Annotated in this window: 16 protein-coding genes; 5 read left to right on the top strand and 11 right to left on the bottom strand. The window is 33.1% G+C overall.

The window, feature by feature from the left end:
- Positions 1-28: 28 nt before the first annotated feature.
- From recX to rmuC, 3 genes are all read right to left on the bottom strand, one after another.
- Positions 29-487, bottom strand: a complete 459-nt coding sequence (recX, locus tag ACFQ02_RS07600) for a recombination regulator RecX (protein ID WP_380821340.1) — start codon at positions 485-487, stop codon at positions 29-31.
- 75 nt (positions 488-562) lie between these two features.
- Positions 563-1,630, bottom strand: a complete 1,068-nt coding sequence (gene recA / locus ACFQ02_RS07595) for a recombinase RecA (RefSeq protein WP_380821337.1) — start codon at positions 1,628-1,630, stop codon at positions 563-565.
- Positions 1,631-1,783: 153 nt separating this feature from the next.
- Positions 1,784-3,382 (bottom strand): DNA recombination protein RmuC, encoded by a 1,599-nt coding sequence (gene rmuC / locus ACFQ02_RS07590; protein WP_380821335.1) that lies wholly within the window; start codon positions 3,380-3,382, stop codon positions 1,784-1,786.
- Positions 3,383-3,495: 113 nt separating this feature from the next.
- Between rmuC and ACFQ02_RS07585 the strand changes: the two genes are divergently transcribed.
- The 5 genes from ACFQ02_RS07585 to ACFQ02_RS07565 all read left to right on the top strand — a co-directional run bounded on the left by ACFQ02_RS07585 (position 3,496) and on the right by ACFQ02_RS07565 (position 8,212).
- Positions 3,496-4,044 (top strand): topoisomerase DNA-binding C4 zinc finger domain-containing protein, encoded by a 549-nt coding sequence (locus ACFQ02_RS07585; protein ID WP_380821332.1) that lies wholly within the window; start codon positions 3,496-3,498, stop codon positions 4,042-4,044.
- Positions 4,041-4,592, top strand: coding sequence for a Sua5/YciO/YrdC/YwlC family protein (locus ACFQ02_RS07580; protein ID WP_380821329.1), 552 nt, complete (start codon positions 4,041-4,043; stop codon positions 4,590-4,592). The genes ACFQ02_RS07585 and ACFQ02_RS07580 overlap by 4 nt, the downstream gene beginning before the upstream one ends.
- Before the next feature lie 23 nt (positions 4,593-4,615).
- Positions 4,616-5,422 (top strand): shikimate dehydrogenase, encoded by an 807-nt coding sequence (aroE, locus tag ACFQ02_RS07575; protein ID WP_380821326.1) that lies wholly within the window; start codon positions 4,616-4,618, stop codon positions 5,420-5,422.
- Between the two features lie 1,189 nt (positions 5,423-6,611).
- Entirely contained in the window at positions 6,612-8,126 is a 1,515-nt protein-coding gene (locus ACFQ02_RS07570) for a sodium-dependent transporter (protein WP_380821323.1), read from the top strand.
- Positions 8,123-8,212, top strand: a complete 90-nt coding sequence (locus tag ACFQ02_RS07565) for a MetS family NSS transporter small subunit (protein WP_380821321.1) — start codon at positions 8,123-8,125, stop codon at positions 8,210-8,212. The genes ACFQ02_RS07570 and ACFQ02_RS07565 overlap by 4 nt, the downstream gene beginning before the upstream one ends.
- Positions 8,213-8,336: 124 nt before the next feature.
- Here ACFQ02_RS07565 and mutS read toward each other — a convergent pair whose 3' ends face one another.
- From mutS to atpE, 8 genes are all read right to left on the bottom strand, one after another.
- Complete coding sequence (gene mutS, locus ACFQ02_RS07560; RefSeq protein WP_380821318.1) at positions 8,337-10,925, bottom strand: DNA mismatch repair protein MutS; 2,589 nt, start codon at positions 10,923-10,925, stop codon at positions 8,337-8,339.
- A gap of 151 nt (positions 10,926-11,076) precedes the next feature.
- Positions 11,077-11,505: a F0F1 ATP synthase subunit epsilon gene (locus ACFQ02_RS07555; RefSeq protein WP_380821316.1), complete on the bottom strand. Its 429-nt coding sequence runs from the start codon at positions 11,503-11,505 to the stop codon at positions 11,077-11,079.
- Positions 11,506-11,544: 39 nt separating this feature from the next.
- Positions 11,545-12,918 carry a F0F1 ATP synthase subunit beta gene (atpD, locus tag ACFQ02_RS07550; protein ID WP_380821313.1) on the bottom strand — a complete coding sequence of 458 codons (1,374 nt, stop codon included), beginning with the start codon at positions 12,916-12,918 and terminating at the stop codon, positions 11,545-11,547.
- Between the two features lie 19 nt (positions 12,919-12,937).
- On the bottom strand, positions 12,938-13,807 hold the full coding sequence (atpG, locus tag ACFQ02_RS07545; RefSeq protein WP_380821310.1) for a F0F1 ATP synthase subunit gamma: 870 nt from the start codon (positions 13,805-13,807) through the stop codon (positions 12,938-12,940).
- A gap of 20 nt (positions 13,808-13,827) precedes the next feature.
- Positions 13,828-15,369: a F0F1 ATP synthase subunit alpha gene (gene atpA, locus ACFQ02_RS07540; RefSeq protein ID WP_380821307.1), complete on the bottom strand. Its 1,542-nt coding sequence runs from the start codon at positions 15,367-15,369 to the stop codon at positions 13,828-13,830.
- 12 nt (positions 15,370-15,381) lie between these two features.
- Positions 15,382-15,915 carry a F0F1 ATP synthase subunit delta gene (atpH, locus tag ACFQ02_RS07535; RefSeq protein WP_380821304.1) on the bottom strand — a complete coding sequence of 178 codons (534 nt, stop codon included), beginning with the start codon at positions 15,913-15,915 and terminating at the stop codon, positions 15,382-15,384.
- A 13-nt stretch (positions 15,916-15,928) separates the two neighbouring features.
- Positions 15,929-16,399 (bottom strand): F0F1 ATP synthase subunit B, encoded by a 471-nt coding sequence (gene atpF, locus ACFQ02_RS07530; protein WP_380821302.1) that lies wholly within the window; start codon positions 16,397-16,399, stop codon positions 15,929-15,931.
- 74 nt (positions 16,400-16,473) lie between these two features.
- A complete protein-coding gene (gene atpE, locus ACFQ02_RS07525; RefSeq protein ID WP_380821299.1) occupies positions 16,474-16,728 on the bottom strand; it encodes a F0F1 ATP synthase subunit C in 255 nt (84 codons plus the stop codon).
- Between the last annotated feature and the right edge of the window lie 19 nt (positions 16,729-16,747).

Here is a 16,747-nt window from a genome sequence, read left to right as displayed (position 1 = left end):
AAATTTATCCCAAAGCAATTGATTATTATCAAATAAAGTCTGGCGGATATTGATTTACATAATCGGAAAAATCATCTGAAATAAAACCATGAGATAACATATAGTGCCAAATTTTTTGCCTAGTTTTTCCATCACACATTGCTGCATAATTAGGAAATTTTTTGCGTAAAACACTCAAAGCAACTTCGGACCAGTTAATATCTACTTCAGCTAAAACTTCCTCAAATAATTCAAATGATATTCCTTTTAGGTGATAAAGTTCTTGACGAATTCTATTCACTCCGTAGCCTTTTTGTGAACGAGAGTAAAGATAACTTTCTGTAAAACGCCTGTCGTTTTGCCAATTTTTTTGATGACAATACTCAATAGTTTGAGAAATTTCTGTCTCAGAAAAACCTTTTTCTTGCATTTTACAGCGAATTTCAAACTCACTATATTCACGTCTAGCAAGCAATCTCATTACATAGGTAAGACCTAATGATGACATAGTATATCCCTCATCTAAATTTAAAAATGTGTGATTTTACACCGCACTTTTCTAAGTTTTTAAATTAAGAGATAACTAAAAATCGATTTCAGATCCGCTATTGTCCTCTTCATAGGCAGAAGATATATCAGCCATTAATGTTTTATCTGGATTTGATAACAACTCTTCACGTAATTTTGCTTCTAAAATATTTGCTTCCTCTGGATGTTGAGCTAACCATTTCATTGCATTAGCTTTGCCTTGTCCAATTTTTTCACCATTATAAGAGAACCAAGCACCCGATTTATTAACTAACTTGTGTTTAACACCTAAATCAATAAGTTCTCCATTTTTAGAAATGCCTTCACCATAAAGAATTTGAAAATCAACTTGACGGAACGGTGGTGCAACTTTATTTTTTACAACTTTGACCCTTGTTTCATTTCCAATAACTTGATCTCCATCTTTAATAGAACCTGTACGGCGAATATCTAATCGCACTGAAGAATAAAATTTCAATGCATTACCACCCGTTGTCGTCTCTGGATTTCCAAACACAACTCCTATTTTCATGCGAATTTGATTAATAAAAATCACTAAACAATTAGATGTTTTGATTTGTGCAGTTAGCTTACGCAGTGCTTGAGACATTAAACGAGCTTGCAATCCCATATGAGAATCGCCCATTTCTCCTTCTATTTCTGCTTTTGGTGTAAGTGCAGCAACAGAATCTACAATAACAACATCAACTGCACCAGAACGAACTAAAGCATCACAAATTTCTAACGCTTGTTCACCACAATCTGGTTGAGAAACTAGCAATTCTTTTATATTTACGCCTAATTTTGTCGCATAAATAGGATCTAACGCATGTTCTGCATCAATAAATGCACAAGTTTTACCTTCTTTCTGGGCTTGAGCAATAACAGTCAATGTTAAGGTAGTTTTTCCTGAAGATTCTGGACCGAAGATTTCAACAATACGTCCCATTGGCAGTCCACCAATACCCAATGCAGCATCCAAACTTAAAGATCCAGTAGATACAGCCTCTACATCAAGAGACTGAGTTTCACCTAACTTCATAATTGAACCTTTACCAAATTGCTTTTCAATTTGTCCTAATGCTGCTGCTAGTGCTTTTGCTTTATCTTCTTGCGTTGCCATTTTGCTTATCTCCAAAACGATTAATAAAATTTGACGTATAATATAACTGTATTGATATACAGTATCAAGATGTTTTTATTCTTTTTTCGAGTTTTTGTGATACGGATTCCAAAAATCATTATTTTGATTAAAAAAATCAAATAATTACTCTAGCTACTTCTTGTTAAGAATGAATAATTTTTCTGTATTTAAATCGCTATGCAATAAATTAACATCATGAAGTTGTTTATTAGATTTTGCCGATAAATCTTTAAATCGTTCAACTTTACCAACTAAACCTTGCTGACCAACAAAAGCTGTTACTACATTATTGTAATTACTATTTGCCGTCGCAAGCGAATTACCCAATTTGAGTAATCTTTCAGAAAAAGTACAAATTTGATTATAAATATCTCCCGCTCTTTCACTAATTTCTCTCGCTTCTGTATTTCCTCGTTCTATTCTCCATAAATTGGCTACTGTGCGTAAAATTGGCATTAGTGTAGTATGGGAAACTAAAATCACATTTTTTTCATATCCATAATTAAATAATTCTCTGTCCATTTTCATTGCTTCAATATAAGCGGCTTCAACGGCAACAAACATCAATACAAAATTAGGGCTACGAAGACCAATTAAATCACTGTAATTTTTTGTTGATAAACTATCAATATGATTTTTGATTGCTTTGACATGTTCTAATAAGCTTTGCTGGCGAAGTTTTTCATTGTCAGCATTAACCGCTCTTTCATAAGCTAATAAAGACATTTTACTATCAATAACTAAATGTTTTTTATCAGGTAGATACAACACAAAATCAGGATAATTAATTTTACCTTGTTGATTTTTTAAATATGATTGAGACTGATAATGATCTTTTTCAACTAATCCCGCAAGTTGTAACGTTTGCTCTAACTGAACCTCTCCCCAACAACCTAGAATTTTTTTATTACCTTTCAAAGCTGAAGTTAAATTATTTGCTTCCTGAGACATGTTTAATCCAATCTGTAACACTTTTTTTATTTCAGCCTCTAATCCAGCATTGCCTTTTAAAGATTCCGAGTGAATTTCGTTAACTCGTTTTTGAAAACTATCAATTTGCTCACGGAAAGGCTTTAACAAGTTATTTAGTTCAATTTGATTCGACTCACTAAAGGTTCGACTTTTTTCAGTCAATATTTGATTAGCAATATTTTGAAATTCTGTAGTAAGCTGTTGTTTTGTACTAACAAAATCCTGCTGTTGAGCAATAAAATGTTTTTCTTTTTCCACAAGAGTAGTTTTCAATTGAGTTAATTCTCGCAAAAGTTCTGTCGCTTTTTTAGTTAAACCCACACACTCCTGATCTTTACGAAAAAACTCTCCACGACTTTCTTCAAGCTGCTTTTGTAGGCTGTCTGATTTAGCTTTTGCTATTCCAAAATGCTCTTTCAAGCTACTCATTTGATTAGTTATATTTTCATGACGTTGTTGTGATTCATTCAACTCATTCTGTAAATACTGGATTTTTTCATCACGCTCTGCTAATCGAGCCTGCAAACTTTCTGTCGCTGTTTGAAATCTGACTATAGTTTGATCAAGTTGGTTTTTTATTTGTTGTAAATTTTCATATTTTGCTATCAACTGATTAAAATCATTAATATTTTTATTTATCACTAATTCTAATTGTTTTATTTTTTTTATTTTATATACAATAGAGAAGGTCAATATAAAACATAAAAAAACAAAAAAGATAGCTATACTTATCCATAAATCAGGCTTAAATTCAACCATAAATAATATCTCCCATTTTTCTTGCCAGTATAAACTAAAATCCATTAATTCAAATATTGTAAAAATAACTTTTTACTGATAATCTCAACAAATCTTTTAAATTGGATTGCCTTATGAACAACCAACTTTTCCAATATCGAAAAAATCAGGAATACTGTCCAGAATGTGGTTCAATACTGAAAATAAAAAAAGGGAAGAAAGGCTTATTTTTAGGTTGTAGCCACTATCCTGAGTGTCATTATTTAAAACCGTTACATTCTCATTCAGAACACAAAATTATTAAAAATTTAGCTAAAAATTGCCCTAAGTGCGGTCATTTTTTACAGTTAAAACAAGGTAGCTACGGTATGTTTATTGGTTGTAGCGACTACCCTAATTGTCATTTTACTGTACAAGAAGAAAGCACACCAAAAGAAGATAAAATTTTATGCCCAGAGTGCAAGAATGGATATTTAATCGCCAGACGTGGACGACAGGGAAAAATATTCTACGGTTGTAGCTGTTTTCCTAAGTGTAAATTTATACTACCAACTAAGCCTTACAAAATTCAATGTCATCGTTGTAATAGCCATCTTTGTATATTAAAAAAGGAAAACTCAACCCATAGAACTTGGTTATGTATAAATAAAAACTGCCAACATTTATTTGAAACGGAAATATGAATATTGATCAAATTATAAAAAAATTAAACGATAATCAAGTGATTGCATATCCAACAGAAGCAGTTTTTGGATTGGGTTGTAATCCTTTAAGCCAAAGTGCAGTAGAAAAATTATTAATTTTAAAAAATCGTCCTGTAGAAAAAGGTCTTATTCTAGTTGCTCCAACTTTAAATTATTTACATTCATTTATTGATAGCTCACAATTTCAATCAATACATTGGGAAAGATTAACAACAAAACATGCTCGCCCAATAACTTGGATCGTTCCTGCAAGTTCCTTTACACCTTCATTCATTACTGGTCAATTTAGTACAGTTGCTATCCGTCTATGTAGCCATGAAGCGGTAAAATTGTTATGTGAAAAAACAGGGTTTGCCATAACTTCCACTAGTGCTAATTTAAGTGGTTTACCTCCTTGTAAATCAGTACAAGAAGTAAAGGCACAATTTGGAGAGTGCTTTCCTGTACTAGAAATGAATATTGGGGAAGCAAGCAATCCGTCAGAAATTAGAGACCTATTCACTGGAAAAATTTTTCGACAAGGTTAAATAAACGTAATTAAGGATAAAAAATGGATAAATACGCTGTTTGGGGCAATCCTATTGCACAAAGTAAATCTCCACAAATTCACCAATTTTTTGCGAAACAAACAAAACAAGAAATGCAATATGTAGCAATGTTAGGAGATATTGAACACTTTGAAAATCAGTTACAAGATTTTTTCCAACAAGGTGGAAAAGGTTGTAACATTACGGCACCTTTCAAAGAGCGAGCCTTTAAATTAGCCGATCATCATAGCGAGAGATGCTTAGCAGCAGAATCTTGTAATACTTTGAAAAAATTAAAAGATGGATCATTATACGGAGATAATACTGATGGAGCAGGGTTGCTGAGCGACTTACAAAGATTAAACAAACTAAAATCTAATCAATCTATTTTGATTTTAGGAGCGGGTGGAGCCACTAAAGGCGTATTACAACCTCTATTACAAGAAAACCAAAATATTACTTTAACTAACCGCACTTTTGAAAAAGCAAAAGAATTAGCAGATAAGTTTTCTACTTATGGAAAAATTCAAGCTATTGAGTTAAATAACTTATCAGAACAAAAATTTGATATTATCATCAATGCTACATCTTTAGGATTACAAGGTAAAACACTAGATATAAATCCACAAGTTTTAAAAAAAACGGACCTTGCCTACGATATGCAATATAGTAAGAACTCACTAACTCCTTTCATTTCCCTATGTAAGCAACTTGGTGTAAAAAATACAAGTGATGGACTAGGTATGTTAATTGAACAAGCAGCTCATGCTTTCCATTTTTGGCGTGGCATCATGCCTAAAACGCTATCAATAGCAGATAAAATTTGTTAGCGTTAGCACAAATTGGGTAACGTTAAAAATTTAGATAAATGGCTGATTGATAACGATGTTATTTTGAAAAACGGGAGGGAGATTTTAAGCGATAATTTGAAAAAAATTTTTGATAGTTATGGATTGAAATAACTCAAATAAACATAGCAAACAGTATTTCAAATATCATAAGCATGAGTATAACACTATATGTTGTATTTTTTGAGTATTTGATACTCGCGGGAAAAGTGCGGTTCTCTTTTAACGGCTTTCAATAAATTAGAAAAGCATTGCTGACAGAAGAGGCTGACAAAGTAGAAAAATCGTGATAAAAGCGATTAATAAATAACTAAAAGCACGATAAAAAAGTAAATTAATAATAATTTTAACAGGTTGATATGAAAGAAATTCTAACGGTATTTATGCTTATTTTAGCGGTTTATCCGCTAAAAACTATTTACGCTCTATTTAGGATCTGCAAAAAGCGAAAAAATAGCCTTAATATGTTTCGCTTCAATTGCTTTCAGTATTTTCTATTTAATAGTGTTATTTAAATTAAACAATCTTGCCCTACAATTCAGCTTAATAGTGATAACAGCTCTCATTAGCAACAAACTAATTAAAAAGTATATGGCATTGATAAGCCACGAAGAAAACGAAAAGCGTTTAGACAGCTTTGAGGCTTTTATAAAGCAGCAGAAACGAACCAAGTGAACCACTGCGACATTGTAGCATTGCTTTATCGACGCCACTTTCTTTTTAAGAAAAGTAGTAGAGATAAAGCACCCCCTCTCGAAAGCAAGGATCTGTTTCATAGAAACTATTTTAAGTTTTGATAAACCAACGAAAGCTGTTGATTATCTAACCGTTGTGAACGAAGACAGCATAATGGAAGCGTTTAGAAAAAATTTTAGAAAATATTCAATATATATGACATATAAAAAAATAATTTCTAATATAAATTTAATTTTTTGCCTGATTTTTTTATTCCAAAATTAACTAAACTTTCTAGATATACTATTTACTCAATTTAAATAAAAAAACATAATAATCTAAAAACAAAAACTTTATTAGTATATAAATCTGAAAAAATATTTTTATTATTTAAAAATAAGTTAAATTAACCATAATAAGCTTTTTTTCTTATTGACTAAAAATATTCTAACAGTATATTTTCTCTTCTTTTTCAAAAATAGAACAAGAGTCGTATATGACGCAAACAACCAAGAGAGAAACTTTTTCAGGGCAACGTGCTTTTATTTTAGCTGCTATAGGTTCAGCTATTGGCCTAGGTAACATTTGGCGATTTCCTTACACTGCTTATGAAAACGGTGGTGGAGCTTTTATTATCCCTTATATAGTTGCTATTCTAACTGCAGGAATTCCATTGCTATTCTTAGACTATTCTATTGGACACAAATTTAGAGGAGGAGCACCTCTTTCTTTCCGTCGTTTTAATCGTCATTTTGAAACTTTTGGTTGGTGGCAAGTGATGATTAATATTGTCATTGGTATCTATTATGCTGTAATTTTAGGCTGGGCAGCAAGCTACACATATTTTTCAATTAACGGTGCTTGGGGTGATAAACCTGTTGATTTTTTTATTAGCGAATTTCTTAAAATGGGCGATATTAATCAAGGTATTAGCCTAGAATTTGTTGGTATGGTAACAGGTCCTCTTATTTTTGTTTGGATTATAGCGTTGGCTTTACTTGCATTAGGCGTACAAAAAGGTATAGCGAAAACATCAAATATTTTGATGCCCCTGTTGACAATAATGTTCATCATTCTAGTAATTTATGCTCTTTTCTTACCTGGAGCAACAAAAGGATTAAATGCTTTATTTACTCCTGATTGGTCAAAATTATCTAATCCAAGTGTATGGATTGCTGCTTATGGACAAATATTCTTTTCATTATCCATTTGCTTTGGAATTATGATTACTTATTCATCATATTTGAAAAAAGATTCTGATTTAACAGGCAGTGCTTTGGTGGTAGGTTTTGCTAATAGTAGTTTTGAGTTATTAGCAGGTATAGGCGTATTTTCTGCTCTAGGTTTTATAGCAACTGCTGCAGGACAAGAAGTGAGTGAAGTAGCAAAAGGAGGGATTGGTCTAGCATTTTTTGCTTTCCCAACTATAATTAATCAAGCTCCATTTGGTGAAGTTTTAGGGTTGCTATTCTTTGGTTCGCTTACTTTTGCCGCATTAACATCCTTTGTTTCTGTTGTAGAAGTTATAATTTCTGCGGTACAAGATAAGCTAAAAATTAGACGTTCAAAAGTCACTTTTATAGTTGGTATTCCAATGATGATTGTTTCAGTTTTATTATTTGGCACAACCACAGGATTACCAATGCTTGATGTTTTAGATAAATTTGTGAATTCATTTGGTATTGTTGCTGTTGCTTTTATTTCTTTAGTGGTTATTGTATCAAATGAAAAATTAGGTATGCTAGGTGACCATTTAAATGAAACTTCATCATTTAAAGTAGGGTTCATTTGGCGATTATGCATTGTATTAACTACAGGCATTCTTGCATTTATGCTCTTTAGTGAAGGAATTAAAGTATTTACTGAAGGTTATGAAGGATATCCAAAATGGTTTGTAAATACTTTTGGCTGGGGAATGGTTATTCTACTTGTTATTGTGGCATTTTTACTATCTCGCTTAAAATGGAAAAATAAATATTTAATTCACAACAATGGAGAAAAAAATAAATGAGCATGATTGCAATTACGATGATGATAATATCCTTATTAATTATTTGGGGCGGACTACTTTATTCAGTTAAACGCTTATTAAAATAAAGAGTTTCTAAAAAATAAAATTATTATTTATATAATAAAATTAAAAGATGGATTTTAAATATCCATCTTTTAATTCTTCAACTAAATAAAATTTGTAGTACTTTATTGAATTTGAATTGATAACTTATTCATTATTTACAATTTTCTTTAATTTATATAAATAACTTAATGCCTGTTTTGGTGTCATTTCGTCAGGATCCAGCTGCGATAATAACTGCAACGCTTCATTTTCAGGAAACTCCTCATCTTCTATAGATAATGGAAGTTCACCTTGAAGTTGAAAAATAGCTGTTCTATCAACATGCTGTTTTGATAATTTTTCTAATTGATGTAATTTTTTTCTAGCTAATTTAATAACCGATTGAGGAACCCCTGCTAATCCAGCTACAGCTAAACCATAACTTTTATTAGCACACCCTTCTTGCACGGAGTGCATAAAAACAATATTGTCATTATGTTCTACAGCATCAAGATGAACATTAAAAATCCCCTTAGTTTTATCAGATAATGCTGTTAATTCAAAATAATGAGTAGAAAATAAAGTTAATGATCGGATCTTATTTGCTAACCATTCTGCACAAGCCCAAGCTAAAGATAAACCATCATAAGTTGACGTACCGCGACCTATTTCATCAATTAACACTAAACTATTTGATGTTGCTTGATGTAAAATATTAGCCATTTCTGTCATTTCAACCATAAAAGTAGAGCGTCCAGATGCGAGATCATCTGAAGCCCCTATACGCGTAAAAATACGATCTATCGGACCTATAATAGCACTTTCTGCTGGCACAAAACTTCCTATATAAGCCATCAATGTAATTAATGCTGTTTGTCGCATATAGGTACTTTTTCCTCCCATATTTGGTCCAGTAATAATTAATAAATGACGTTGTGAATTTAATGTTATTGGATTAGCTATGAAAGGTTTTTTCAATACTTGCTCTACTACAGGATGACGACCATTCTTAATATCTATACCAACTTTTTGTTCAAACTGTGGACAAACGTAATTTAGTGTTTCTGCTCTTTCCGCTAAATTAGTTAACACATCTAATTCAGCTAAAATTAAACTACTAAGCTGTAATTCACTTAAGTGCGGTAACAATTGGTCAAAAAGTTGATCATAAAGTTGCTTTTCTAATGCAAGCGATGCACTTTTTGCTTTAAGTACTTTATCTTCATGAGTTTTTAATTCTGGAATTATATAACGCTCTGCATTTTTTAGTGTTTGCCGACGAACATAATGAATTGGAACTTTGTGAGTTTGTCCTTGGCTAATTTGTATATAATAACCATGTACTGCATTAAATCCTATTTTTAAAGTATCAATTCCTGTTTTTTCACGTTCTCTTTGCTCTAATTCTTGCAGATAACGAGTAGCACCTTCTGACAAAATTCGCCATTCATCTAATTCTGAATTATATCCTTCTGCAATAACACCTCCATCACGAATTAACATCGGTGGGTTATCAACAATAGCTCGCTGTAATAAATCTAGTAGTTGTGAAAACTCACCTATTTTTTGCGAAAGTACTGTCAATTGAAGTAAGTTTTGTTTGCTTAATGATTGTTTAATGTGCGGTATTTGTTCAAGTGCGGTCCGCAAACGAGTTAAATCTCGTGGACGAGCAGAACGTAAAGCTATGCGTGCAAGAATACGTTCCATATCACCAACCTGTTTTAAATATGGTTGTAATTCAAAAATTAAATCACTTTTCAAAATAGATTCTATTATTTGTTGGCGTTGTTGTAATTTATCTAAATTACGGATAGGTTGATGAATCCAACGTTTAATTAATCTACTTCCCATTGGTGTCACACATTTATCTAAAATTGATGACAAGGTGTTTTCTGTCCCTCCCATCAGATTTTGAGTTAATTCTAAATTTCTTCTAGTAGATGCATCTAACTGAATATTATCTGAATTATGTAATAGACTAATACTCTGAATATGAGGTAATGCACTACGCTGTGTTTCTTTAGCATATTGTAATAAACAACCAGCAGCACATAAGCCTAAAACTGCTTTTTCTACACCAAAAGCTTGCAAATTTTGTGTTTTAAACTGGTGATTCAACAATTGAATAGCTGTTTTTAACTCAAATTCCCAAATTGGACGGCGACGTAATCCTTTATTATTTTCTATTAAATAAAAATCAATAAAATTTTCACAATATAATAATTCTACAGGTTGAATTCTTTGTAATTCGGCTTGCAATTCTGCTCTAGAGTTTTGCTCACTAATTTGAAAGTGTCCAGATGCAATATCTAATGAAGCTAAACCAAACCGCTCTTTATCTTGATAGAGAGCCACAACTAAATTATCTTGTCGCTCAGGTAATAAAGCTTCGTCACTTACCGTTCCAGGCGTAACTATACGCACAATTTTTCTTTCTACAGGACCCTTTGTTGTTGCAGGATCACTAGTTTGCTCACAAATTGCGACACATTCACCTAATTGAACTAATTTAGCTAAATAACCCTCAACAGCATGATAAGGAACTCCAGCCATAGGTATAGGTTGTCCTGCTGATTGTCCTCTTTGCGTTAATGAAATATCCAGAAGTTCAGAGGCTTTTTTAGCATCATCATAAAATAATTCATAAAAGTCGCCCATACGATAAAATAAAAGAATATCTGGGTTCTCTGACTTCAAACGGAGATACTGTTGCATCATAGGGGTATGCTGATTTTTAGATTCTATACTCATTAAATACCATCTTTTAACTAATTAATTTTAAGTTAAATATTAACTATGATTTTATATCAATATGATTTTAATTAAAATCCAAGTTATTTATTTTAGATAGAAAACAAAAAACCACTGTTTAAGTGGTTTTTTATTTAAAAGTGCGGTGAGTTTAGTGTTTATTTCTTACTAATTTTTCTGTTAATTCATAAGCACGCAATTTTGCTAATTCTTTAGAAAGTTTAGCAGCTAGCATTTCATAATTAGCGTCTTTCGATGCTGAAACAATATTTTGTTCAGCTCGACGTTTTGCTTCTAAAATGCGGTTAGAATCTAATTCCTTACCACGAATAGCAACATCTGCAAGAACTGTAACTACTGTAGGCTGAACTTCTAAAAATCCACCAGAAACATAAATAACTTCTTCATTATTATCTTCTAATGTCAATTTAACAATACCAGGCTTAATTGCTGTGAGCAATGGAGTATGACCAGCTAAAATACCGAGTTCCCCTTCAATACCTGTAGCTTGAATACTTTTTACTCGTCCTTCAAAAATGCTTTCTTCCGCACTTACAACAGTTAAATTAAACGTTGTCATGTTTTTCTCCTTCAAGATATTAATTAGGACTTGAAGTGATTACATTGTTTTGGCTTTTTCTAGCACTTCTTCGATAGAACCTACCATATAGAATGCTTGTTCTGGAATATGGTCATATTCACCGTCTAAAATACCTTTAAAGCCACGAATAGTATCCTTTAATGATACATATTTACCTGGCGAACCTGTAAATACTTCAGCAACAAAGAAAGGTTGTGATAAGAAACGTTCTATTTTACGAGCTCTTGCCACTACAAGTTTATCTTCTTCCGATAATTCATCCATACCAAGAATAGCAATAATATCTTTCAATTCTTTGTAACGTTGCAAAATACCTTGCACACCTCGAGCAACATCATAATGTTCTTGACCAACTACTAATGGATCAAGCTGACGTGATGTTGAATCAAGCGGATCAACAGCTGGGTAAATACCTAAAGAAGCTATTTGACGACTTAATACCACTGTGGAGTCTAAGTGAGCAAAGGTTGTTGCTGGTGATGGATCTGTTAAGTCATCTGCTGGTACATAAACAGCTTGCACAGATGTAATAGATCCTGTCTTAGTTGAAGTAATACGTTCTTGTAATACTCCCATTTCTTCGGCTAATGTAGGTTGATAACCTACAGCTGAAGGCATTCGTCCTAAAAGTGCGGATACTTCTGTTCCAGCTAACGTATAGCGATAAATATTATCAACAAAGAATAGAACATCACGACCTTCATCACGGAACTTTTCAGCCATCGTTAAACCAGTTAATGCTACTCGCAAACGGTTACCTGGTGGCTCATTCATTTGACCATAAACTAAAGACACTTTATCTAACACATTAGATTCTGTCATTTCATGATAAAAGTCATTCCCTTCACGAGTACGTTCACCAACACCTGCGAATACAGAATAGCCTGAATGTTCAATCGCAATATTACGGATTAATTCCATCATATTTACAGTTTTACCTACTCCTGCACCACCAAACAAACCTACTTTACCCCCTTTAGCAAACGGACAAATCAAGTCAATAACTTTAATACCCGTTTCAAGAAGTTCTGTACTATTTGATTGATCTTCATAACTTGGTGCTGGACGATGAATTGACCAAACTTCTTCAGAACCAATAGGTCCTTTTTCATCTATTGGCTCACCTAATACGTTCATTATTCGCCCTAAAGTTTTTGTTCCTACTGGAACAGAAATAGGTTCACCCGTATTAGTTACACTTAAACCACGTTTTAAACCGTCTGATGATCCCATTGCAATACAACGAACCACTCCACCGCCTAATTGTTGTTGAACTTCAAGAACCAATCCTGATTCAACATTAAGGGCATCATATACTTTTGGTACTACATCTTGTGGAAATTCAACGTCAATAACCGCACCGATGATTTGTACAATTTTTCCAGTTGCCATTACCGATCCTCTAAATTTTCTAAATTGCTGCCGCACCTGCGACAATTTCATTTAATTCATTTGTAATACTTGTCTGACGAGCTTTGTTATATACTAATTGCAAATCTTTAATTAAATTACCTGCATTATCAGTAGCAGCTTTCATTGCAACCATTCTCGCCGCTTGTTCAGAAGCCAAGTTTTCAACTACCGCTTGATAAACTTGAGATTCTAAATAACGAACTAATAAACTATCCAATAATAGTTTTGGTTCAGGTTCATAAAGATAATCCCAAGTTTTATTAACGTCGCCTAAATTATCATTTTCTAATTCTGGCAATGGAACAAGTTTCTCTAATGTTGGTTTTTGTGACATAGTATTAATGAACTTATTATAGGCAATATAAACTGCATCTAATTTACCGTTTTTATAAGATTCAAACATACGATTTGCGATACCAATCAATTCTTCAAGGGAAGGATTATCACCCATACCTGAATGCTGAGCTTTTATATCTAACCCTAAATTATGGAAAAAATTAATACCTTTTGAACCGATCAAACCAAGAGAAACATCTATATTTTGTTCTTTCCAACTTTTTATATTGTTAAGTAGGTTCTTAAATAAATTAATATTTAAACCACCACACAATCCTCTATCTGTAGAAACAAGCAAAATACCAATACGTTTAATATCACGCTCCACCAAAAACGGATGTTTATAACCAATACTAGCTTTTGACACATGACTGATTACATTACGAATGGCATCAGAATACGGACGTGAAGCAGACATACGCTCCTGCGTTTTACGCATTTTAGATGCAGCAACCATTTCCATAGCCTTAGTAATTTTTTGCGTACTTTGGACACTAGAAATTTTGGTTCTTATTTCTTTTGCACCTGCCATTTTATTTCTCCGTTAAGTTATTACCATGCACAATTTGCTTTGAAATTATCTAAAATATCTTTCAATGAACTTTTTATTTCATCATTATAATTACCAGAATTAGTAAGTTCTTGCATAAATTCTACATGATTGTGAGCCGCATATTCTAAAAGAGCGGCTTCAAAAGAAGCTATACGATTTAATTCGACATTATCTAAGTAACCAAATTCAACAGCAAATAAAATTAAAGCTTGTTGAGCTACACTTAATGGAGAATATTGTTTTTGTTTCAGTAATTCTGTTACTTTTTGACCATGGGATAATTGTTTTCGTGTAGCTTCATCAAGGTCTGAGGCAAATTGAGCAAAAGCGGCTAATTCACGATATTGAGCTAATGCAGTACGAATACCCCCAGCCAATTTTTTGACTACTTTAGTTTGAGCAGCACCACCAACTCGAGAAACAGAAATACCAGGGTTTACTGCTGGACGTACACCAGAGTTAAATAGATTAGATTCTAAAAAAATCTGACCATCGGTAATTGAAATTACGTTTGTAGGAACGAATGCTGAAACATCTCCTGCTTGTGTCTCAATAATAGGAAGAGCTGTTAAAGATCCTGTTTTACCTTTCACCTGACCTTTAGTAAAACGTTCTACATATTCTTCACTTACACGTGAGGCACGTTCAAGTAAACGCGAATGTAAATAGAAAACATCTCCAGGAAAAGCTTCTCGACCAGGTGGACGACGTAATAATAATGAAATTTGGCGATATGCCACCGCTTGTTTAGATAAATCATCATAAACAATTAAAGCATCTTCACCTCTATCACGGAAATATTCTCCCATAGCACACCCTGAATAAGGTGCTAAATATTGTAATGCTGCGGATTCTGATGCCGATGCAACAACAACAATGGTATTTTTCAATGCTCCATGTTCTTCTAACTTACGCACTACATTAGCTATAGTAGATGCTTTTTGCCCAATAGCGACATAAATACATTTAATACCTGAATCTCGTTGATTAATAATTGCATCAATTGCTAATGCTGTTTTTCCTGTTTGACGGTCACCAATAATTAATTCTCGTTGACCACGACCTATTGGCACCATAGAATCAACTGCTTTATAACCTGTTTGAACAGGTTGATCTACTGATTTACGATCTATTACTCCTGGTGCAATAACTTCGATAGGAGAAAAACCGTCATTTTCAATTTCGCCTTTACCATCTATAGGTTGACCAAGAGTGTTTACTACACGCCCTAATAAACCACTTCCTACTGGTACTTCAAGAATACGTCCTGTACATTGAACTTCCATACCTTCTGCAAGATCAGCATAAGGTCCCATAACTACCGCACCAACGGAGTCACGTTCTAAATTAAGTGCCATAGCATAACGATTACCCGGTAATGCTATCATTTCACCTTGCATTACATCGCTTAAACCGTGAATACGAATAATTCCATCACTAACAGAAACAATTGTTCCTATATTACGAACTTCGCTTACCACCTCAAACTGAGCAATACGTTTTTTTATTAATTCACTAATTTCAGTTGAATTTAGTTGCATTTTTTATTCCTCTTATAATTGCAACTCATTTGCAAGACGCTGCAATTGTCCACGACTGCTAGCGTCAATCACAAAATCATTTGTTCGAATAATAGTACCTGCAATTAATGCACTATCAACGTTGCAATCTAGTTTAACTTTACGAGCAAGTCTTTTTTCCATTGCCTCAACAATTTTATTTTGTTGTTCAATACTCAGCGGTTGAGCTGAAATGACTTCTACTTCAGAGATAGCCTGATATTCTTCCATATAGTGATTAAATAATTTAAGTACTGTAGGAAGTACAGTTAAACGCTTATTCTCAGCCATTAACCGAATAAAATTTTGCCCATATTGATCAAGTTGTTCGCCACAAATTAAAATTACAGTATCAGCAATTTTTTGAGCAGACAAAGAACCAGTAAGAAGTAGTTGTAAATTTTCATTTTTTACTACTTCTGACATAAACTTTAACATTTCATTCCATTTATCTACCGCACTTTGCTCTACTGCAAAATCAAATGCTGCTTTTGCATAAGGACGAGCTATTGTAGTTAATTCTGACATAAGCCCAACCTTCTTAAAGTTCCGCAACTAATTTATCAATAATGTCATTGTTAGCCGCTTCATCAATAGTACGACCCACAATTTTTTCTGCTCCAGCAATAGCTAAAGAAGCAACTTTTACTCGTAATTCTTCTTGAACGCGTTTACGTTCTGATTCAATTTCGGCATGCCCTTGCTCAATAATTCTCGCTTTCAATAATTCAGCCTCAGTTTTAACTTCTTCTAAAATCTCATTGCGACGTTTATTAGCTAAATCTACTATTTCTTGAGCTTGAATTCTTGCCTTGTTCATTTCTTGCTCAACTAATATTTTTGTATCAGCTTGTTCTTTTCTCGCCGCTTCAGCAGAAGCTAAGGCATTAGCGATAGAACTTTGACGTTCCTCAATCGCTTTAATTATTGGAGGCCAAACAAATTTCATGCAAAACCATACGAATAATGCAAATGCAATTAGCTGACCTATTAATGTTGCATTTAAGTTCACAACTCCCTCCTCAATAATGTCTTATAAATTACTCATTTTTGAGTAATACCTGCTCTGATAAGCAAAATCGACAATTATTGTAATAATCCGATGAATGGGTTTGCAAAAATGAAAAGCAAAGAAATACCTACAGCAATCATAGCGATAGCATCTAAAAGCCCTGCTACGATAAACATTTTAGTTTGCAAACTACTTGCTAATTCAGGTTGACGAGCAGATGACTCTAAAAATTTACCACCTAAAATAGCAAAGCCGATAGCAGTCCCTAATGCAGCAAAAGCAAGTAAAATTGCAGCACCTATAATAGTAGCTGTAATAACAGTTTCCATAGTTTTCTCCGTTAAAATT

Origin of the sequence: Seminibacterium arietis (genome assembly GCF_042675725.1) — a bacterium.
GTDB lineage: Bacteria > Pseudomonadota > Gammaproteobacteria > Enterobacterales > Pasteurellaceae > Seminibacterium > Seminibacterium arietis.
This window is presented reverse-complemented; position numbering and strand designations above follow the sequence as displayed.